Origin of the sequence: Alteromonas sp. MmMcT2-5 (assembly GCF_022348315.1) — a bacterium.
In the GTDB taxonomy this organism is placed as follows: domain Bacteria; phylum Pseudomonadota; class Gammaproteobacteria; order Enterobacterales; family Alteromonadaceae; genus Alteromonas; species Alteromonas macleodii.
Window position 1 is genome coordinate 68,045 of record NZ_JAKRFB010000001.1, and the last position, 20,278, is coordinate 88,322.

The window sequence follows — 20,278 nt, forward strand, 5'->3', positions numbered from 1 at the left end:
AATAGCCGAGTACGATGTATTGGAGTAAATGGCGTTACTGCGCAAGCGGACAGAACAAAAGTGACCCATTAGCGTCTAGTGCGTTTACCACATCATCTCGTCGAATACCTAGGATATTTAAAAGTGTTTTGATATTGATATCCTGAAGTAATGGATAAATATCCTGATTAAATAAGCATGCTTTGGCGAGAGCGAAGCTCAACACCAGAATTGCTTGTTCCTTTTGAAGTGATTTAGCAACGTCCGTACTTACTTTACTGCATTGGTGTATAACGGCACGCCACGTCGAGCTTTGATGCCAACTTCCAGCAAGTTCAGAAGCGATTGCTAGCCAAGGCGTGTCAGATTTGACCTTGAATGCGCTATTAATGGACACAGCTTTGCTGAGGTCGACGGGTAATGCTCGTGACACTTTAAACCCTGGTAGCGTGAACAAGGGAGTACAAACAAAGGTCATAGTCAATGCGGCAGATTGCGGCGAAAACTTCGAATCGGCGAGTTGTGCGAAATAGCTTGCAAATGAACAAGCCAATAAAGTTAATTGCTTGCACATGCCCATCAGTGGAAATTGGTTTTGCGTTAGCCGTTCTAACAGAGCAAATTGAATAAGCATGTCACCCACACGTTCAATGCCGTAGGTCAAAACCGCCTGTTTAATGCTTTTAACCGGAAGCTGAAGACGGTTGTCCTGACTCGCAGTGTGCATCAAAAAGTGATTAAACGTGGGCACGCTTTCAATTTTTTCGCAAAGTTGTTCAATATCTACATCGCGCTTTTGCAGCTCATCGATAATAGTTATAAGAGCTTTAGGGGGATGCTGAATTGCGAATGTAGAAGGTAAAAATGGTGTGCCGCCATGATTTACTCTCGCAGTGGCGGTATCAGTGTAAAGAGCAACAAAGTGCTCAAACGGCATTGATAGTGAAATGGGAGAGCGTATTGACGATAGAGGCAGCCACTTTCCATCTTCATCGTCTTGACTAAGCATAAATACGTAGCCGTGATTTTGCTGAATGTCGACTAGCGCGCCCGGTACGCCGTTTGCGTAAACCTTTGCGCCAGGTAGCACACCATTAAATAGGTTGATAAGTGGTGCAATAAGGTGACGATGATGTGCTGGAAGGCGTAAAACGATCTGAGTGAAAACCTCACGATAATCTGCTTTTTTTGTTTTAGTAGCGAAAACATTTGCTAGGAGACAAAGCCTTTGAACCATATTAAGCCGAATGTCTGCAACGTAGTTAATGGGCTTGTCTGACCGAAATGCTTTTTGAAGTTTAATGATATCCAGCCAAATCGAGAGATTGTGTTTACGCAAAAAGCGAATGATATTGGCCGTTTGGTCGCTTGGTGTTCCTTTACTTGAAAGCCAGAGGGATGCGAGTAAAGACGCAAGCACATGTTGTAAATAGTGGTCGTTTAATCGGCAAAGCTTGCCAAACAGCGCCAATAATAAAAGATGTTGAGTATCTTTGGGAAGGTCATTATCGATGTGTAACGTTGCTGCAGCAAGCGCTGGATTGGCGTTTACTAAGGTCAGGATCCGTTTAGCGATTTTCAACCAATGGTTTATACGCTGCTCGACAGAAAGTTCAGTGTTACCTAACTGAACCAGGCGTTTAAGCGTGGAAATGATGTCGCTCACTCCCCATCCTTCTAACTTTTTTGGTAACTGGAGTAAGCCCCTTCACCCCATGCAATAAGTTTGTCGTTTTCAAAAAGTAACGGTGTACATTCATCTTGCGTGGTTAAGCCGTCAGCGCGCACATGTTGTGTCCTGAAAAACATAACCTGTATCGCCGTTGCTCCTTGTCGCTTAGCTTCTGTAATGTCAGGTGAGCCTAACAAAGCCAAAACCTCTTCTCTTGTACTGCCCAACTTCAACTTGGTAATTTGCACACGGTTATATTCTTCACGGTCTTTCCAATCCATATTTTCTGGCTTATCGGGATAGAACGCGATAACCATAAAAACAAACACCGCATAAAGGGCGATGCCAGCTAAAATTAGACGAATAACCTTGGTATTCATGACCGTTACTTCTCGTTTTTCTTTACTTTAATGTTAGTGTTAATCACGAGTGGGACGCATTTCCATCACGTTGAGAGAAAGCTTGATGCTTTAATGCGTAAAACAATACTCTTTAGTAGTGTAACGCAAAACGTCTGCCAAGCATAAGTAGTAAACGTAAGCAAATGCGTCTTATCACGGTTATCGGTTATTCATTACCTTATTTTTCATTCTTCACAACGTAACACGGTTCATATGCCGTCCCCGGGAGCTTCATTCGGTGCTGTTTTACAAAGGATTCTAGCAGCGTATCGACTTTTTCCATCAGTGCACTGTCACCAGTAAGTTCAAACGGACCATGTTTTTTAATTTGGGCAATACCCTCTGCTTTAACGTTTCCTGCGACAATACCCGAAAACGCTTTTCGCAAATTAGCGGCAAGGTCACTTTTGCTTTGATCCAAATGAAGCTGAAGTGCAGCCATGCTTTCATGAGTTGGAATGAAGGGTTGTTGAAAATCTTGCTCTATCTTTAACGACCAGTTGAAGCTAAAAGCGTCACCCATGGCACCTCTAAACTGCTTCACTTTTTCAAGCTGCTTCTTCATAGTGCGGGCAACTTCTTCCGGGTCGTTCACAATAATTTGATATTTTGATTGCGCTTGTGAACCAAGCGTTGCACCGACAAAGGCGTCAATAGCCTCGAAATACTCTTCGCTACCAGCAGGGCCAGTCAATATAAAAGGGAAGGGCTGCTGTGCATTTCGTTCATTCATCAAGATGCCAAGCAGGTAAAGCAGTTCTTCTGCTGTACCAACACCTCCTGGGAACACGACGATACCATGGCCCAATCTAACGAACGCTTCTAGGCGTTTTTCGATATCCGGCATGATAATGAGCTCGTTTACTATGGCATTCGGTGGCTCAGCAGCAATGATACTCGGCTCTGATATACCAATGTAACGCCCGGTTTTATGGCGCTGCTTAGCATGACCAATGGTAGCGCCTTTCATTGGGCCTTTCATTGCCCCAGGGCCGCATCCGGTACAAATATTCATATCACGTAAGCCAAGTTGATAGCCTACTTCTTTAGTGTATTTATACTCAACCTGATTTATAGAGTGGCCACCCCAGCAAACAATAGTGTTTACGCCGTCGTTACCCTCAAGTGCTTTGGCATGGCGTAGCATGTCAAAAACCATATCGGTAATGTCGTTACCTTCCGCTGGAGCGGTTTGGTGAAGAAATGCATACTTATTACCCATGTAAAGCAAGTCGCGCAGTACAGCGAAAAGATGTTCGTGTACACCACGTACGAGTTGCTCATCTACGAACGCTACCTCGGGCGGATTGACGAGCTCAATTTTTACGCCTCGTTCACGACGTATGAGCTTAATTTCAAAATTCTCATAGGGGGCGAATAGCGCTTCGAAATTGTCTTCATCAACGCCGCTGTTCAATACAGCAAGGCAGCAGTTTCTGAACATAGCGAAAAGCTCGCTATTAGTGGCATCTTGAAGGCGAGAAACTTCTACTTGCGACAGTTGGCTCATCCAGCCAACAGGGTTAAGCTGCACTTTCTTCATACTTTACTTCCTATAAGTCAGTGCTTAAATCAGTGACTACGAGATTGCGGCCGTTACGTTTCGCTTTATAAAGGTATTCATCGGCGCGCTCGAAAACCGTTTCTGTAGTATCATTTTCACCGAAACAGGTTGCGCCGAAAGAAGCGGTAATTTTTACTTTTTCTTGCTTAAATTTGAACGGCATAGCAGCGAGCTTTGTTCTAACTTCATTAAGCTTTTTATCAATATCTGCCATCTGCGTGTTAGGCAGCAGCATAACGAACTCTTCTCCCCCCCATCTGGCAACAAAATCATTTTCTGACAGGCTTTGTTTCAGAAACTTGCTCACCACTTGCAGAGTTTTGTCTCCTGCAGCGTGACCAAACCTATCGTTGATCGATTTAAAATGATCAATATCAACAACGGCAACTGCCAGAGTATCCCCACTAGATTTAAAGTGAGCATACGCTGCGTCTAATTTTTCGTTATATGCTTGTCTATTAGGAAGGCGTGTTAGCGGATCGGTTCGACTCTGCATTGCTTGCTCGGCGAGTTTCTTTTTATAAACGCTGGTTTGTTGCTGAAGCGTATCTATGCGCGACTGCATTGAAGACAGCAATGCCATTAGCGCTTCTTGGCCTTGCTGATCGTTGCTTTGCTGCTCGCTTAAGGTGCTTACAAGCTTTTCAACCCGAAACTGGGTCTGCTCTTTAAGGGCTTCTAAGGAGCTGCTTTCTGATACAGCTTCTTCTATGTGGCTAATCTCACGCTTAAGCTGTTCATTGCCCGCTTGGCGTTGCTCGAATTGGGCTTGACTCCCCTGAATGGTATTGTTTACATCGTTGCTTACTTCACCTAGCGAACGGTGTAGGCTCTGAATGACTTTCCCTGTCAGGCTAGCCTCTGACATGGCGTCTTGCACAATCATCCGCAAAATTACAACGCAGCTTTTCAGTAACTGGTCTTCATCCATGCCGTCATCGAGACGTTGCTTTATGTCATTGAGCTGAGGATCATTCGGTTTTTTCTGCGCGTATGAAGTAATCAAATGATTAAGTTCAACTAATATAGAGCGGTAGTGAGGATTGTCATCTTTAAGCGAGCGAGTGGTCGAATTTTCTTGCTTGTTCGATGGCGCTTCAACCGACCCGGTTGGTTCGAGGCCTACCATTTTCTTGTTAAGTGCAATGCGGTGAAGGGCAATGGCTTTTGCGTATAGTTTATAAATACTAAATATATCGCCCACAGGCTGATTCAATTTAATCAACTCTTGTGTTGTCAGCCCTTTCAACTCACTGTCTTGAAAAACAATTTTCTGCAGCTGTTTCATCGCATCTTCTAGCGAAGATACAGTATCAACGCTGTATTTTCTCAGAGTTATTTCTTGGTGCTGTAGAGATTTATTAAGCTTTTCAATACTGACCGCCGCTAGGCTGAAATTTGGTGTGCCAGATAGATGGCCACGCAATACCTTGAGTTCAGTATCTATTTTATCGGAGAAGCCCTCGTAAAATGCTGAGAGCTTCACAATAAACTGGCAAAGAAGCGCATTATTTTGTTTTAAAGTTTGTAGTTGTTTTGCTTCCATAATCTCGTCTTAGTTCTAATTCACTGTTACCGCCGCGGCTGTGTTAGCTTTAGGGGTGTACTTCACCGTAATATTACTGACGTGCTTGACGATGATTGGCATAAGGCGCTTCATAATTCGAACGGAAGGGGTTGATGTCTAAACCGCCTCTTCGTGTATAACGAGCGCACACCGTTAACTTATCTGGCTGACAATGTTGCATTATGTCGTTGTAGATGCGCTCAACACACTGCTCATGGAACTCATTGTGTTGCCTAAAGCTAATCAGATATTTCAAAAGCCCTTCATGTTCAATAGCTTTTCCTTCATACCTAATTTGAATACTAGCCCAATCTGGCTGACTTGTGATTAAACAATTAGATTTAAGTAAGTGGGAAATAAGCGTCTCTTTTACTTCTGCACCACTCTTAGCCAGAGCTAAAAACTGGGTGTTGGGGGAGTATTGTTCGATTTCTACATCAAGACTATCTAACAATGTCCCTTCAAATTCTTTAAATTGCAAAGAGGTAAACTGCTCGGGAAGAATTAGCTTTACCTCAACAGTCTCGCCTGCACATGCTGATAAATCAGCCTGTAGCACCTGTCGTACGTCCTCTGCCGAGGCAAACTTTGTCTGATTGAAGCTATTTAAATAGAGCTTAAATGATTTTGATTCAATTAAGTTTTCTGAGGTGATAGGGACATGGCATTCTAAAATAGCAACATTGGGCTTACCTTTTAAATTAAGCCAAGAAAGTTCGTATCCAGTCCAGGTATCTATACCGTCGAAAGGTAGACTAGAGTTAGCGAGATCCAATGTGTCGCGGCTTAAACTGCGCGGGACGCCTTGCAACAAGCCGGGGTTATATTCAAATTCGTAGTCAACCTGTTTACCCAAAGAGAGGTCATCAGGTGCAGTGATAGTAATTTTTTGAGGTGAATTGTCAGTCGACATGTGAACCTTTTATCCATCTACGTGGGGTTTGAATAAGAGAACTGCAGTGGCGAACTAATGTCGTGCAGTATAGTCGAAACAACCCCAGTATTGACTTAACTGTTTAGTTGTATAGTGTACCCCAAAAATACGCAGGTAACGTCATAATGGCTCTAACAATTTCCGCACAATTAGATAAATTTGTATCATCTTATGTCGAACACACCAAGGGAGAAGGGTTAAAGATCGTATATGATAGCGAGTGGCCCTCGCCGTGCTATGAAAAGACGGCGCAAGATGGGGAGTTTGTTAGATGGACACCAACACTGCAGTCGCCCCCGCAGTCTTTCAATAACGTTGAAGAGGCGCTATCGCTAAAGCTAAATCCAGAATACTGTGAATACTTCACTCGTTACTACAGCGATAATTTAAGGGCTGCCGCCCCTCAAGGTCGCTGCGAGCTTCTACAAGTTTTCAATAGCGAAGACTTTGAGCGACTACAACAGAACTTGATTGGCCATTTGCTAATGAAGCAGAGGCTGGGGCAAGCGCCAACGTTGTTCTTTGGGTTGACTGATGAAGAAGATTTTATCTTAACGGTTGTCAATGAAAGCGGTGAAGTTGCACTCGAGCAGGTAGGTAAAGAGCCTTCTCAAATTCTTGCTCCGTCTCTTGCGGCATTTTTGGAGCAACTTACGCCCACTATGTAAGCTGTTTATTTAATTACATTGTCTGGCAGGTATAAAGTAGCCTGCCGGCAAAAGTCATTACTACTTTGCGCTAATTACCTCATTTAGCACACGTTTTAGTTCTGCCACTTCTTTTTCTAACGTCTCTACTCGTGCTTGCAGACTACTAACTTGCCCCGCGCTATTAGTTGAATTTTGTTGCGAGTCTTCTTTTTCGCTTGGCACATCTAATTTAGGTTTATGCGCGTTAAATCGCTTAATTGCCTCAATGGCTTCGGTTACCGATACTTTAAAAGGAGCCCTAGCACGTAAAATCCCCACCGACGGTGTTTTACCTTCTTTATGCATTTGAAGGCATAAAATATGGAGCTGCTGTAAATTAGAATTACTCATAATTCGAAAATGATTCAATGTCGTCAAAATTAGCAGTGTAGCTTGTGTGTATAGTCAATTTCACTAATAAGTTACTTATCTCACTACTTTTTTTTAAGAGTTCAATACTGGTGAAACTATAATTTATATAAATATCAGTATCTTATATTTTGGCCTTATTCTTGTTTATTCAGTCCTAAATTACGTTATCACTTGTGCATACAATGGTTACTTTTCTCGCGTATTTATGTCTATTCAGTGTCGGTTCACAAAGTAGACGTAGTATCAAATAAAAACAACACACATAATTTAAGGAATACACATGAAAACGGTTCTTCTTTCTTTAGCTTTAGCATCTTCAGTTTTACTTTCAGGCTGTGTGGTATCTGTAGGTGGAGGGTCAGATAGTCACTATGGTGCCGATTGGGAAGATAGAGAGTTTAATAATCGCAAACACATTGCGAATCTTGAGACAGGGACAAGCTACGAAACTGTGCTGAGAAAAATGGGTGTTGCTGACTTTAACGAATTGTTCGAAAAGCAAGACGGCACTTATCGCGTACTTTACTACCGTACTCAAAAAACAATGGGCGACGGTATAACTACAAAAGACGAGTGCACCCCATTAGTTTTCAGAAACGGCAATTTGGTAGGTTGGGGTGACAGCGCCTATAGCTTGATGCACTAAACACGCTTCAATTTTAGTGACTAAATATAAAAGCAGAATTTATCTTTACTTTTAAATGTTAATAAAAAGTTAACATGTGAGGGGTTTTCGAGTAGGCTAAAGTTTGAACAGCTTGTGAGGTGGTTGGCGCAATGTTAAATGCGGCCGCATTTTTATCCACCTTGCCCATCTTATTTGAATGGGCATTTGCAACTAACAACTTTGCGTACAAGGAGCCCCTGATGAATACCGATGCGATTAATAACGCAATAGCCCCCTTGCAAGATACGGTTAAAGCTATCTACTTATCTGTTGATGACCTGAAAGTTGCTGCCTCCATTCTTTACAATGCATACGTAGACGACCCCCTTTTCATCGACATTTTTCAAGCAGAGAAAGAAGGCTATGAAAGCCGCCTTCGTTCCGCGATTCGCGAAGAACTCAACGCATTCTGGGTTGCAGAACAACCCATGATAGGTCTGTTTGATGACGACAGGCTTATCGCTGTGGCGTGTTTAACCGCACCCGATGCGGCATTTGGTTCAGGACGTTACTGGCATTGGAGATTGCGGATGCTTTTGACGGCCGGATTATTTGGTACTAAGCAAATGTTAGAAAAAGAAGAAAAAGTACGCGCCTTAGTACCCGCCGACAATTTCCATATGTTGAGCTTTATCGCAGTACATCCTGATTATCAGCACCATGGTCTTGGACATATTTTATTAGGTGCAATTGACAGCGTTGTAGAAGAAGACGCCAAAAGCGAAGGCATCGCGGTTTTTGTCACCGTGCCTTCCCATCGTCACTTCTTTAACGACGACAATTATCAAATCGTTAGTCAACTTCATTTGTCACATATAGACGGCGATATAATGTTTAGGAAAAAACAAAACTAGTATATTGCCAGGACACCTATACTGAGGTTCTAAAATGGGTTCTAATTTAATGCGTTCAGAATTGAACGCATTAAACAAAACACTGTTTACCTTTCGGACAGTACGTAATCGCGGAACTCGTGACTTTTCGGAGTTACAATTCTCGCCGGTAAAGGGCCGGTATAACTCGATTTCATAAATCTTTGTATATTATCGATATCCGCTAACGAGCCGTTGATTCGATCGATAACTTTTTGAGTGACTAAAATGACACCTTCTCGGGTAACTGTGAAGCCTTGTTGTTTTGCTATAGCGGTATCAGCAATTACGAAGTTAGGCGGGATGTTTACCCCTTTATCAACAATTACATTAGCTAACTTGGCTTCACTGCCTACATTTACCTCGGGTAGCAACACGCTTTTATCTATTATTGACCCTGTGCCAATACTAACATTTGATGACAAAACTGACTGACTCACAGAGCAACTGTTTAACTTACAGCCTGAACCCACTAATACTTGTTTAAGTTCACAGCAGGTCGAGTGGTTACCATTAGTAATTTCGGTGGGCGCCCGTGAAAAAGAGCTTCCCCAAATAGGCCACGTGGGATCGGATAGGTTTAATAAACTTGAGTTATTCAGCAAGTCCATATGAGCTTGCCAATAGCTGTCCAAGGTGCCCACATCTCGCCAATAGGGAATTTGCGCACCATTGGGGCTACGAAAGCGATGAGCGAAAACTCGATGCTGAGCAATAATTGAAGGGATGACGTCTTTGCCGAAATCATGCTCAGAGTTAAGCGAGCCAGCATCTTCGGTGAGTAATTTGAACAATACATCAGCGTTAACTACATAATTACCCATGGAAGCCAAACAATAGTCAGGAGCATCGACCAGTGCATGGGGAACGCGGGGCTTCTCATCAAATGCGGTAATTTGACTATTGCAATCAACCTTTAACACCCCCAACTGATTCGCGGCTAACTCAGTAGGCACTTCGATGCATGACACTGTCATTTCAGCATTACTCTTCACATGGGTAGTTAAGAGTTTACGGTAGTCCATGTTATAGACATGATCTCCTGAAAGAATCAAAACGTATTTCGGAGCCACCGACTTAATATAACCCATGTTCTGATAGCACGCGTCTGCCGTTCCCTGATACCAGCTTTCAGACCGTTGTTGTGATGCCGCTAAAATATCCAATCGACCGCCAAAGCTGTTGTTCAACGGGCTCCAATGCTGCATCAAATGGCGAATTAAACACTGTGACTTATACTGAGTCAGCACGGCAATTTGCTTTAGACCTGAATTAACACAGTTCGATAATGGAAAATCTATAATACGACAGTGGCTCCCAAACTCTAGTACAGGCTTAGCGCGCATTTTGGTTAATTCTTTCAACCTTGAGCCCTGGCCACCGGCCAAGACTAAAACTAAGGTATCTTTCATTATCTGGTAAATATCTGTTTCAGCATTCATATCAGGCTCCGAATTCAGCCGTCCCTGGCGCTATTTGTATCTAGTCTGTTATCTCAATCTTACGCTGTAATTCCTGTGCTTTAGCCGATTTAGGAAGAAGTATCTTGAGTACTCCTTTCTTAAAATTTGCGTTAATAGCATCTTGCTCTACGCTCACAGGTAACCTGAAACTACGCTGAAAACTGCCGTAACTACGTTCCATCACGTGTATGTTGTCTTCTTTATCTTCATCGCTTTCATACTTCTTCTCCCCGCTTATAGTGAGAATGTCGTCTGACAGCGATAGTTTTATGTCCTTACTCTCTAACCCCGGTAATTCCGCAGTCAATTCATAGCTTTTTTTACGCTCAACAATATCGACCTTGGGCGTAACGAAATCTAGTTTGGTGTCTATAAGACCGGAGGACTCTTTTGAAAAGGGAAAATGACTAGAAAAATCTTGAAAGAAGTTATCAAGGGCCTTTTGTCCAAAGAAGCTAGACAAGAAGCTGTTTGATTTACTGTCACTGGAACGATTAGTTATGGGTAAATTACTCATAATAAGTCTCCTATCGCAATAATAAGTAGATTATGGTGAGCCGAACTACCTAAGCTTTGACTTATCAGCTGCTAATAGTTAACAAGATTTAATCGCTAATGATATTGATCCCAGTCAATATAAGAATAGTTTATTTTTTAATCGATAGTGGAAAAGGTATTGCAAATTTTCACCGCGCTTTAGACAAGCGTAAACGGAGCACGATTAGATATTCGCTCTTATATGCTTATAACTAATATGTCGTCTGCATTGCTATGCCATTGAGGAAAAGTACCGTCCATTAAACTTGTAGTCACAAGCTTAGCTTTCAAAGTAACTCAAGATGTAGGTAAACTTTGCTAACGCTTTCTTGGTTGTCCTCTCGTTTCCTAGCATATTTACAAAAATGCATTTTTGCCTCATTCGCTTGTAAGACATTTCCTACAAACGCTGTGAGTGATCTTACCTAAATTCTGAAATAAAAAATTATACTAAAGTATAAAGTCTTTGATTCTATTGCATATTTTTAAAAGTAGTCGAAAGTCGTACAAAAAACTTTCTTAAATCCCTGTAATTCAATATGGCGGTAATAATTGGAAGGGATACTATGAACATGTCACAAGGAAACACGACGAGTCACGGATTGAGTAAGGAATCATCAACGGAATAAGTTAGGACAACTTAAGGATGAGACTCTCACAAGGCAGTGAGTAAAGGGAAGAGAAAGCAGATAGGATGCTGCATTAAACGGACGTTGAAAACGGATTTGATAGGGAATAAAGGAATTCAAGGACGAGAAACGTGATAGGACATCACAAACAGGACGTTGCAGGGATAAAGGGACTAAAGCTAGCAAGGAGCTAGAGGCAAGGAGCCAACGGCAGGAGAGCCATCAAGGAATTTCTAGTTTGCATGGACGATCAAACCAAGGATGAAAGAAGGACATGCTAAAGGATTAGCAAAGCTGTAGCAGGATGTGCAGCGAAAAATGGAACGAAGGAAGGGATCGTCAGCGGAGCCTGACAAGGACAGCCTCAGGATGAGGAACACTGCATGTAGGATGTGCAGTAATTTAGGAAAAAAGGAAAGGGACCTACGCATGGAAGTGTAGCTCGCACAGGAAGGCGCGAGAGTAGATGGAAAGGGGCGTATACGGATTTTAATCGGGAAGATTTTAGTCGCAAAGGATCGCGGAGAAGGATACTCAAAATTCCAGGAAAAAGGGGAGCCGCTAGGTTCCCCTTTTTTTGCGTTGTTTATTACCAATCCGTATGCATTTGTTATGTAAAACCTGACCTGAATGGTGAATTAAGAACCGCTCACGCTTTTTGACATAGAAGCTTAAACTCTATGCGGCGGCACCTCTGTTCGCATAACCCTTACACCTATCAATTCAACTTCCCCAGTATATCGATCCTCACCATTACTCGAAAACTCAAAGTTGAATACACTGTGCCAGTCAGGCTTTCCATATTTGAATGAAAATCGTGTTTTAGCTCTTGCCACACTCAGCAATTGTAAACCGTGTTTATCGCAGTATTGCTTTAGGTAAGTGTTTGTTTGCTCAGAAATGGCTCGAATGCGCCAAAACTGATAGCCAGTAAACCCAATAACCATCCACACCACTAACTCAAGTAACGTCATTTACTTTCTCGCTTGTGCAAACAATTGTTGAAATGCATTGCTGAGAATCTGAGGGTTGGCTTTGGAATGCAGGAGTGTTAGCACTTGTCTGCGTAACTTCGGGACTTGTACTAAATCTGAAAAGAAGCCTGCGAATAAGGCGCCCTTATGACCCTCTTTTTCATCAACGTTTGCCGCCTGCTCTAAAAAGGCACTAAGCAGTAGTGGTTCCATTTGCTCGAAATGACGTGCTGCAATAACGCTTAAAATATCAAGTCTCTGCGACTTTTCGCTTTTTAATAATTCGAGTAGTTTGTTGTTGATGGTCGGGTGGAAACTACCTTCTGACGTGCCCCTCAGCGCCGCTAAATTGATGTCGTCACTTTTATCTATCTCAATTAAGTACGCCGCTAATAGATTTTCAGGTAGAGAAACGCTTTCGCTCATTTCCATCAATGTGTTAAGAAAAACCTGTGAGTAGAGTGAAGTGTTGGTTTCAATTGCTTGCGTTAATACATCTTGTTTGGGGTGATGGCTTAGGCTATGTACAAAGTCGGCCACGCTCTGCATGGATATTTGCTGCCAATCAACAAGTTGCGGGGCTTGAATGTAGGCCTCAACTTTCTGCGACTCTTCACTTAAAGGTTGGTTTAGGGTGCGTTTAACTAATGCGTTAAATTGAGCGAGCTGCGATTGATTGGGAACAAACGAATAAGGATTATCAGGCAAAGTTTGCGCGTTTTCAGTATCTTCAGCAACAGACTGACCAAGTGCATCAACTATGATCTCTAGAAAATGATTTCTTGCTGCGGCCACCACTAAGCCTTGCTCATCAAGCGGCAGTTTCACAAACCAAATATAGTGTTGCGTGGAGGCATTTTTATTCCAAAAGACGATGCCGAACCACGCATGCTGCTGACGAGGGTAGGGCGCGTAAGCACTGCCGTTTTCTATTTCTAGAAAGGTTTGACTATCGGTGGGTTCAAGGCGACGACCTAAATCAAAAACCTTATATTCAGTGCCTGCATGTAACAAAAACTCGCTGATAGAATTAATACCGTTAGCGCTCATAACTCGTTCCAAAATACTGCTTTAATCAAAATTTGCCAGGCTGTCACATCTATTCAAAGGGGCACATCGATGAGATACCGCCAACAAAGACGGGTAATGGTATCACAGCAGAAGAAATTCAACGATAAGACACGCAGACTTATGTTGACCTTAAGCCCCTGATATACTGCGCACTTCGAAATTAAAGCGTTTTTGAATCGCGGAGAGGATGTGATTAAAACGAATAGCACTCATCACATAGCATTAAGTAAAGCATTGATACAATTAGAAACAGACATGTATCAGGATGATATTTGGCCAAATGAAGAGCCTGCGGAACAAGATTTAAAAAATGCTATGGAAAGTGCAGTTCCTTTTGCGGTCGACTGTTTAGCGTTTGAGAGTTGGTTGGCTTTTATTTTTATTCCCAAAATGCGCATTTTGTTGAAACAGGAAATGCCTTTACCACCCATGCAAATTACGCCTGCAGCAGAAATATATCTGTCATCGGCGCATCAGCGCACTCTGTCCCAGCTTCAAGTTATTGATAATATTGCCAATGGAGACGTTGGGTGAGCAAACACAACGCACTATGCAGAACGATTTAAAAGGCCAATTAACTGTGCATTCAGATGAGCAAACAATAGGAAAGGTAGACGTTGGTGAGGAAGATAGTGTTGACGCTCTTCATTTACCTGTGTTGTACCAAGATGAACATATCATCGCGATTGAGAAGCCGCCAGGCCTACTAGTACACAGAAGCCCGATTGATAGACATGAAACGGTGTTCGCAGTACAGACACTTAGAGACCAAATAGGCCAGCACGTCTATCCTGCTCATCGTTTAGACCGACCCACTTCAGGTGTGCTGGTGTTTAGCTTTAGCTCAGATATTGCGGCAAAGCTTGGACAGCAGATGATGGACAAGCAGGTAGTAAAAACGTATCACGCTATAGTTCGCGGTTTCGTGCATCACACAGGGTATATCGATTACGCCCTAAAATACCGCTACGACAAAATAGCCGACAAGCATAAGCGCCCGCAGCAGCCGCCACAACCAGCATCAACTATGTATCAGTCAGTGGCAAAATTCGAAGTGCCTGAGCCTGTGGGCAAATACCAAAGTGCACGATATTCGCTAGTTAAGCTTTCTCCTAGTACCGGTCGTAAACATCAGCTTCGTCGGCACATGGTTCATATTCGTCACCCCATTATCGGCGATACTACCCATGGAGACGGAAAACAAAACAAATTCGCCAAGCAGCACTTTAATTTTAACAATTTGGCCTTAAGTTGTACTCAAATGGGCTTTTCTCATCCTATCACTGGAAAGTGGGTAACGATTAATTCACAGATGCACGGTGAAATGCGACTATGGCTCGAAAAATTAGCGCCGTTTTGCGTTTAGGTTGATAAAATAGTAAGAATTTCCGCCTGTCGACAAAGGCGACGATCATTGGTTTAAGAGGTAAAAATGGCAACATTGAAAATTATTGCTGGTACAGTTTACGGCAATGCGCAACACGTAGCTGAGCAGGTGGAAGAGAACTTAGCTGAACAGGGCGTGGATTGCTCACTAGAAAGCGACCCGTCGGTTGCAGATTTCACTGAAGCTGACGCACTTTTGATCATTACCTCTACAACAGGGCAGGGCGATGTACCACCAAACCTTGAGTTTGTGTTTTCAGATTTGAAAGACGAATCGCCTATGTTAACCGGCAAGCCATTCGCGGTAGCAGCGCTAGGCGATAGCAGCTATGGCGATAGTTACTGTGGTGCGGGTAAACAGTTTCATGCGTTATTGACCGAGCTACAAGGTAACGCAGTTGCCGATATGTTAGAGGTTGACGCGATTGAAACCCTAGAGCCCGAAAAAGACGTAGTAGAGTGGGTTAACACCATTAAAGATAAGCTGTTGGCTTAAGTCTTAGGAGTGTCCTGATTACGAAAAGAAAGAGGCGCATACGCGCCTCTTTTAATTTGTGAGTCTTTTAGCATGTGGCTTGGCTAATTGAGCTTAACCCGAGCCATTAGCGATAAGCCAGAAATACTGCTTATTCTACGCCGCGAAGTAGCGCGTTGATACCTACTTTCGCGCGGGTCTTAGCATCTACTTTCTTCACGATGATAGCGGCGTAAAGGCTGTATTTACCATCTGCGCTTGGCAGGTTACCCGACACTACTACTGAACCTGCTGGTACACGGCCATAGTGAACTTCACCGGTTTCGCGGTCATAAATACGAGTGCTCTGACCGATGTAAACGCCCATTGAGATAACAGAACCTTCTTCAACAATCACGCCTTCTACGATCTCAGAACGCGCGCCGATAAAGCAGTTATCTTCGATAATGGTGGGGTTAGCCTGAAGTGGTTCTAATACGCCGCCAATACCCACGCCACCTGAAAGGTGAACATTCTTACCAATTTGCGCACACGAGCCTACCGTCGCCCACGTATCAACCATGGTGCCTTCGTCAACAAATGCACCAATGTTTACATAAGAAGGCATAACAACCGCATTCTTACCTACGAATGTACCCGTACGTACCGCTGCTGGTGGAACAATACGCGCGCCGTCAGCCGCAAACTGTTCAGCAGTATAGTTTGTATACTTAAGCGGTACTTTGTCATAAAACTTACTTTCGGCGCCTTCAATCACATCGTTGTTGTGAAGACGGAAGAAAAGTAGAACAGCTTTTTTAAGCCATTGATGGACTACCCATTCGCCAGCAATTTTTTCTGCAACGCGCGCTTTACCTTTGTTCAAAAGGTCAATAGCTTGTGCTACTGCATCTCTTACTTCATCAGGTGCAGATGAAGGGCTAATGCTATCGCGATTTTCGAAGGCGTCTTCAATGATGGCTTTCAATTCATTCATGGTATTGTGATATCTTCAAGTTGGTCGAGTTTGAACAGGATACGCTTTTTAAGGTTCACCTGTTGTTCTTGGGTTAATGCTTTGCCAGCCTCATTGCTGACGATAAAAATATCTTCGGCTCGCTCGCCAATGGTGGCAATTTTCGCAAGCTTAAGCGTCATATTAGTATCAACGAATGCGTGACCAATTTTAGCTAAAATGCCCGGTGCGTCTAGGGCTTCTAACTCAATAAGCGTGGCTTCATCGTTGATATTAAAAAAGCGTACCTTAGTAGGCACGTCCAGTTGTTTCATTTGCCGTGGCAATTTACGCTTATTTTCGTGCGAACGCCCCGGCTTTTCAAGCTGGGCAGAAATAGCATTTTCAATGGACGCAATGCGAGACTCTGAGCTTATTCGACTGCCGTCATTTTCAAGAATAAGCATGCTATCGAACACATAGCCATCTCTAGTCACGGTAACGTGGGCGTCGTGAATTGAACAGTTGCGACTGTCCAGTACTGACGCAACTTGCGCAAACAATGCTTTTCTATCTTTGCCGTAAACAAACACCTCAGTGCCACCTTTCGCACTGTTGTCATTTGCCTTTACTAACAGACCATCGTGCTCTGGTGTAAGCCATTCATTCTGAGCTTTAATAATTTCGTCAGTATGCCACGCGATTTGCGTAGGCTTAAAGCGAACAAAGTAATCGTCGTCCAGGCGGGCCCACAGCGCATCTATGGCAACGGGGTCAATGGCACGCTCTTGTAATATCTGTCTTGCCTGATGTTTGTGAGTGGTTACTCGCTCGTTAAGTGTTACCTGGCATTGAAGACCGTTGTCCAATGCCTTTTGCGTCATTAAATATAACTCGCGAAGTAAAGATGCTTTCCAGTCGTTCCAAAGATTGTCATTGGTGGCACGAATATCGGCAAGGGTGAGCGTATAAAGCAAATTAAGGTGATTGTGGCTTCTTACCGCGCCAGCAAACTCGCTTATAACGTCAGGGTCATAAATATCGCGGCGTTGGGCTACCACTGACATCAGTAGGTGGTTTTCTACAAGCCATGCAATCATTTCAGCATCGTCGCCAGGAACATCGTGTTGCTGACAGAACTTTGCTACATCCTGGGCCCCTAGCGTGGAATGATCGCCATTTCTACCTTTGGCGATGTCGTGGAAAATAGCAGCGATATAAAGCACTTCTGGTTTATCGAGGTTTCTGCAAATTCTGCCGCAGCGCGGGAAGTCTTTATTTGCCTTTGAGAAAAAGTAGTTAACATGCTTCACTAATCGGTGAGTGTGCTCGTCCACCGTGTAGGCGTGAAACAAGTCGAACTGCATCATACCTACAATCGCATCCCATTCAGGAAGATAAGCTTGTAAAATGCCGTATTGATGCATGATGTCCCATGCAAAATCAAAGAACTCAGGCTGTTTCATTAAGCGCATGAATTTTTCGCGGCACAGCGGGCGCTCAACATAGTATTCTGCTTCAAAAGCGCGGTGAGCGTTGCGAAGCTGACGTATGCAAATCGTACTGAGGCCTTGTACTTCTGGCGTGTTGGCCACCAAATGCAGAAAGTCCAAGATTGCTTCGGGAGAGGAGAACACGGTTTCGTGTCGTGGCGATATCATATTGTCGAGCAGCTCGAAATCTTCGTTTATGATCACGCTTTTCTGAACGCTTTGGTTCAGCATGTCGTACTTGAAGCGCTGAAGCAGCATTTGATTCAGTTCAGACACCCGCGCTACGGTGCGGAAAAAGTCCCGCATCATTTTTTCGACAGACGATTTACCTTCTTCACCATACCCCATCATTTTTGCAACGTCAGGTTGGTAATCAAACAGCAGTCGGTTTTCGCTTCTGCCTGCAACCAGGTGCAGTGCACAACGCATTTTCCAAAGGTGCATGCGACAAGCAATTAATTCACTGTGCTCTTGTTCTGTAAAGTAGCCGTGACCAACTAAATTCCAGCCGTCATATTCTTTAAAATGCTTTTTGGCGACCCAGCCAATAGATTGAATATCACGCAAACACCCGGGGTTTTCTTTGATGTTAGGTTCAAGGTTATATGCGGTACCGTTGAATTTGGCGTGGCGTTTTTTCTGCTCGTCATACTTGGCTGAGAAAAACGCTTTGCTCGACCATGAGTTTCGACCGTTAACTTCATCCCACAATTTATCAAAGGTGGCTTCACTGCCGCAAAGTAATCGGCTTTCCACTAAATTGGTCGCAATCGTAATATCGTCTTTTGCTAGCTTAACCGTTTCTTTGATAGTGCGAACTGACTGGCCAACATCTAATTTGATATCCCATAAAAGGGTGATGAACATGCCAATTTTTTCTTGTACATCGGGCTTAAGTTTCTTTTTACTAACTATGAGTAAATCGATGTCTGAATGAGGTTGCAGATGACCACGGCCGTAACCACCAACGGCGCAAAGCGATAATTCATCGACGGTATCTAAACCATAAAGTTGCCAAAGATGACAAAGCAATGCATCGACGAACTGTGCACGACCGGTAACGAGTTGATTAACCGGCGTAGCGTCGAAGGACTCCGTTATCCAGGCATAACTGGCTTCCACGCACGATTTAATGGCGGGAATTTCATCAACAGAGCTAATTGTGTCGATATTCTTTATCAGTGATTGCAGCGTCAAAATACACCTTTGAAATAGCCTTCTTTTTAGACGCTAAGAACAATAGCATGAATTGCTAGTAGTTCGCAGTAGCAAATTAATGCATAAGTTAGGTTGAATTGTGAATATTTATGGTTTTTTGTTATAGGTGTGTAGCGCAGTAAATATGAGGGGAGTGGGCACACGATGCCGAACTTTGATAGTTGGAATTTGAGCTAACGAGCCAATAAAAAAGCAGCCGCGAATTCAACGGCTGCTTTGCATAATTCGATAGACTCAATCTTCTGAAATCATATTTTTAACGCGATTATTCAAAACGTTATCAATATTGTCGAAGTCGATTTATCCGTGAGAAATGATGCGTTCCAAGGTTTCTTCTTCGCGAAGCGTAAGAATCTCAACGCCGGTTTCAGTGACCAATAGGGTGTGCTCCCATTGGGCGCTTAAACTTCTGTCTTTAGTTACCACAGTCCATTGGTCTGGTAGCACTTTTGAGTAGCGCTTGCCTGCGTTGACCATAGGCTCGATGGTAAAGCACATACCTGGCTCTAACACATCACCTGTACCTGGCTTACCGTAGTGAACAATTTGTGGTTCTTCGTGGAAACTAGCGCCAATACCGTGGCCGCAGTATTCACGAACTATTGAATAGTTATGCGCTTCTGCGTGGGTTTGACAAATATGACCGATATCGCCAAGGCGCATACCCGGTTTCACTTGCTCAATAGCTTTATATAAGCATTCTTGGGTAACGCGAATTAGGCGCTCTGCAAGGATAGAAGGCTTACCCACCACAAACATCTTTGACGTATCGCCATGATAGCCATCTTTAATAACTGTGACGTCGATATTAATGATGTCGCCGTCTTTCAGTTTCTTATCAGAAGGAATACCGTGGCAAATACAGTGGTTTACTGACGTGCAGATAGATTTAGGAAAAGGCGGGTGGCCGTAGTTTAAAGGCGCAGGTACCGCTTTTTGCTCATTTACAATATAGTCGTGGCAAATAGTATTTAGCTCATCAGTGGTAACGCCTTTCTTTACGTAAGGCCCTATCATAGTAAGCACTTCGGCTGCCAATTTACCGGCTACGCGCATTTTTTCGATTTCTTCTGGGGTTTTGATAATAGCTGTCACAGCGCCTCTCAAATCGTTTGAAACTAGTTTGATGAAGAATTTTGATTACTTACGCATTATAACACTATTCAGGTCATTCTTAGTAAGGTGGTGATATTGTTGGCTTTTATCTGCAAAAGGCAGAGGTGGAAAGCGAGTTCATTAAGGGTTCTATACTTTCTTTAACCTAAATACTTCAAATTGTCGCTTTTTACCCTCAAAACTTGAGGGTTAGGTGGGATTGTGGTATAAAGCGCGCGCCCTGACGGAAAGCTCATTTTGCCACGTGCATTTGGCACCGTTTTAG

Annotated in this window: 19 protein-coding genes; 6 read left to right on the forward strand and 13 right to left on the reverse strand. The window is 43.3% G+C overall.

The genetic code is table 11. From position 1 onward, the window contains the following. Positions 1–34: 34 nt before the first annotated feature. The 5 genes from MHN09_RS00340 to queF all read right to left on the reverse strand — a co-directional run bounded on the left by MHN09_RS00340 (position 35) and on the right by queF (position 6,096). Entirely contained in the window at positions 35–1,645 is a 1,611-nt protein-coding gene (locus tag MHN09_RS00340; RefSeq protein WP_239238516.1) for a histidine kinase, read from the reverse strand. 11 nt (positions 1,646–1,656) lie between these two features. Next, positions 1,657–2,031 (reverse strand): DUF3192 domain-containing protein, encoded by a 375-nt coding sequence (locus MHN09_RS00345; protein ID WP_014948536.1) that lies wholly within the window; start codon positions 2,029–2,031, stop codon positions 1,657–1,659. A gap of 199 nt (positions 2,032–2,230) precedes the next feature. After that, positions 2,231–3,595 carry a nucleotide 5'-monophosphate nucleosidase PpnN gene (gene ppnN, locus MHN09_RS00350; RefSeq protein WP_049585972.1) on the reverse strand — a complete coding sequence of 455 codons (1,365 nt, stop codon included), beginning with the start codon at positions 3,593–3,595 and terminating at the stop codon, positions 2,231–2,233. A gap of 10 nt (positions 3,596–3,605) precedes the next feature. Beyond that, positions 3,606–5,162 carry a GGDEF domain-containing protein gene (locus MHN09_RS00355; protein WP_168462598.1) on the reverse strand — a complete coding sequence of 519 codons (1,557 nt, stop codon included), beginning with the start codon at positions 5,160–5,162 and terminating at the stop codon, positions 3,606–3,608. 73 nt (positions 5,163–5,235) lie between these two features. Then, positions 5,236–6,096 (reverse strand): NADPH-dependent 7-cyano-7-deazaguanine reductase QueF, encoded by an 861-nt coding sequence (gene queF, locus MHN09_RS00360; RefSeq protein ID WP_049585974.1) that lies wholly within the window; start codon positions 6,094–6,096, stop codon positions 5,236–5,238. Positions 6,097–6,242: 146 nt separating this feature from the next. Here queF and syd point away from each other — a divergent pair, with 146 nt between their 5' ends. Continuing rightward, positions 6,243–6,785, forward strand: a complete 543-nt coding sequence (gene syd, locus MHN09_RS00365) for a SecY-interacting protein (protein ID WP_156086041.1) — start codon at positions 6,243–6,245, stop codon at positions 6,783–6,785. A gap of 60 nt (positions 6,786–6,845) precedes the next feature. On the opposite strand, the gene MHN09_RS00370 is transcribed toward syd, so the two are convergent. Next, a complete protein-coding gene (locus MHN09_RS00370; RefSeq protein ID WP_049585976.1) occupies positions 6,846–7,157 on the reverse strand; it encodes a hypothetical protein in 312 nt (103 codons plus the stop codon). A gap of 301 nt (positions 7,158–7,458) precedes the next feature. Between MHN09_RS00370 and MHN09_RS00375 the strand changes: the two genes are divergently transcribed. Both MHN09_RS00375 and MHN09_RS00380 read left to right on the forward strand, forming a co-directional pair. After that, positions 7,459–7,824 (forward strand): DUF3192 domain-containing protein, encoded by a 366-nt coding sequence (locus MHN09_RS00375; RefSeq protein WP_014997556.1) that lies wholly within the window; start codon positions 7,459–7,461, stop codon positions 7,822–7,824. A gap of 221 nt (positions 7,825–8,045) precedes the next feature. After that, a complete protein-coding gene (locus MHN09_RS00380; protein ID WP_044556927.1) occupies positions 8,046–8,699 on the forward strand; it encodes a GNAT family N-acetyltransferase in 654 nt (217 codons plus the stop codon). Between the two features lie 86 nt (positions 8,700–8,785). Here the strand turns inward: MHN09_RS00380 and glgC are convergent, their stop codons facing one another. From glgC to MHN09_RS00400, 4 genes are all read right to left on the reverse strand, one after another. Then, positions 8,786–10,159, reverse strand: coding sequence for a glucose-1-phosphate adenylyltransferase (gene glgC, locus MHN09_RS00385; protein WP_239238520.1), 1,374 nt, complete (start codon positions 10,157–10,159; stop codon positions 8,786–8,788). 40 nt (positions 10,160–10,199) lie between these two features. Further along, complete coding sequence (locus MHN09_RS00390) at positions 10,200–10,697, reverse strand: Hsp20/alpha crystallin family protein (protein ID WP_199820706.1); 498 nt, start codon at positions 10,695–10,697, stop codon at positions 10,200–10,202. 1,320 nt (positions 10,698–12,017) lie between these two features. Beyond that, entirely contained in the window at positions 12,018–12,320 is a 303-nt protein-coding gene (locus tag MHN09_RS00395) for a DUF3301 domain-containing protein (protein WP_049585979.1), read from the reverse strand. Beyond that, positions 12,321–13,370, reverse strand: a complete 1,050-nt coding sequence (locus MHN09_RS00400; protein ID WP_049585980.1) for a DUF3549 family protein — start codon at positions 13,368–13,370, stop codon at positions 12,321–12,323. A gap of 210 nt (positions 13,371–13,580) precedes the next feature. On the opposite strand from MHN09_RS00400, the gene MHN09_RS00405 reads away from it, so the two are divergent. From MHN09_RS00405 to MHN09_RS00415, 3 genes are all read left to right on the forward strand, one after another. Continuing rightward, positions 13,581–13,925 (forward strand): YqcC family protein, encoded by a 345-nt coding sequence (locus MHN09_RS00405; protein ID WP_239238523.1) that lies wholly within the window; start codon positions 13,581–13,583, stop codon positions 13,923–13,925. After that, positions 13,918–14,757, forward strand: coding sequence for a tRNA pseudouridine(65) synthase TruC (truC, locus tag MHN09_RS00410; protein ID WP_239238823.1), 840 nt, complete (start codon positions 13,918–13,920; stop codon positions 14,755–14,757). Before MHN09_RS00405 ends, truC begins: the two co-directional genes overlap by 8 nt. Before the next feature lie 66 nt (positions 14,758–14,823). Beyond that, positions 14,824–15,273: a flavodoxin domain-containing protein gene (locus MHN09_RS00415; protein ID WP_202941036.1), complete on the forward strand. Its 450-nt coding sequence runs from the start codon at positions 14,824–14,826 to the stop codon at positions 15,271–15,273. A 130-nt stretch (positions 15,274–15,403) separates the two neighbouring features. On the opposite strand, the gene dapD is transcribed toward MHN09_RS00415, so the two are convergent. The 3 genes from dapD to map all read right to left on the reverse strand — a co-directional run bounded on the left by dapD (position 15,404) and on the right by map (position 19,992). Then, entirely contained in the window at positions 15,404–16,228 is an 825-nt protein-coding gene (dapD, locus tag MHN09_RS00420) for a 2,3,4,5-tetrahydropyridine-2,6-dicarboxylate N-succinyltransferase (RefSeq protein WP_239238525.1), read from the reverse strand. After that, positions 16,225–18,876: a [protein-PII] uridylyltransferase gene (gene glnD / locus MHN09_RS00425; RefSeq protein ID WP_239238527.1), complete on the reverse strand. Its 2,652-nt coding sequence runs from the start codon at positions 18,874–18,876 to the stop codon at positions 16,225–16,227. The genes dapD and glnD overlap by 4 nt, the downstream gene beginning before the upstream one ends. A gap of 321 nt (positions 18,877–19,197) precedes the next feature. After that, positions 19,198–19,992 carry a type I methionyl aminopeptidase gene (gene map / locus MHN09_RS00430; RefSeq protein ID WP_014948551.1) on the reverse strand — a complete coding sequence of 265 codons (795 nt, stop codon included), beginning with the start codon at positions 19,990–19,992 and terminating at the stop codon, positions 19,198–19,200. Positions 19,993–20,278 lie beyond the last annotated feature (286 nt).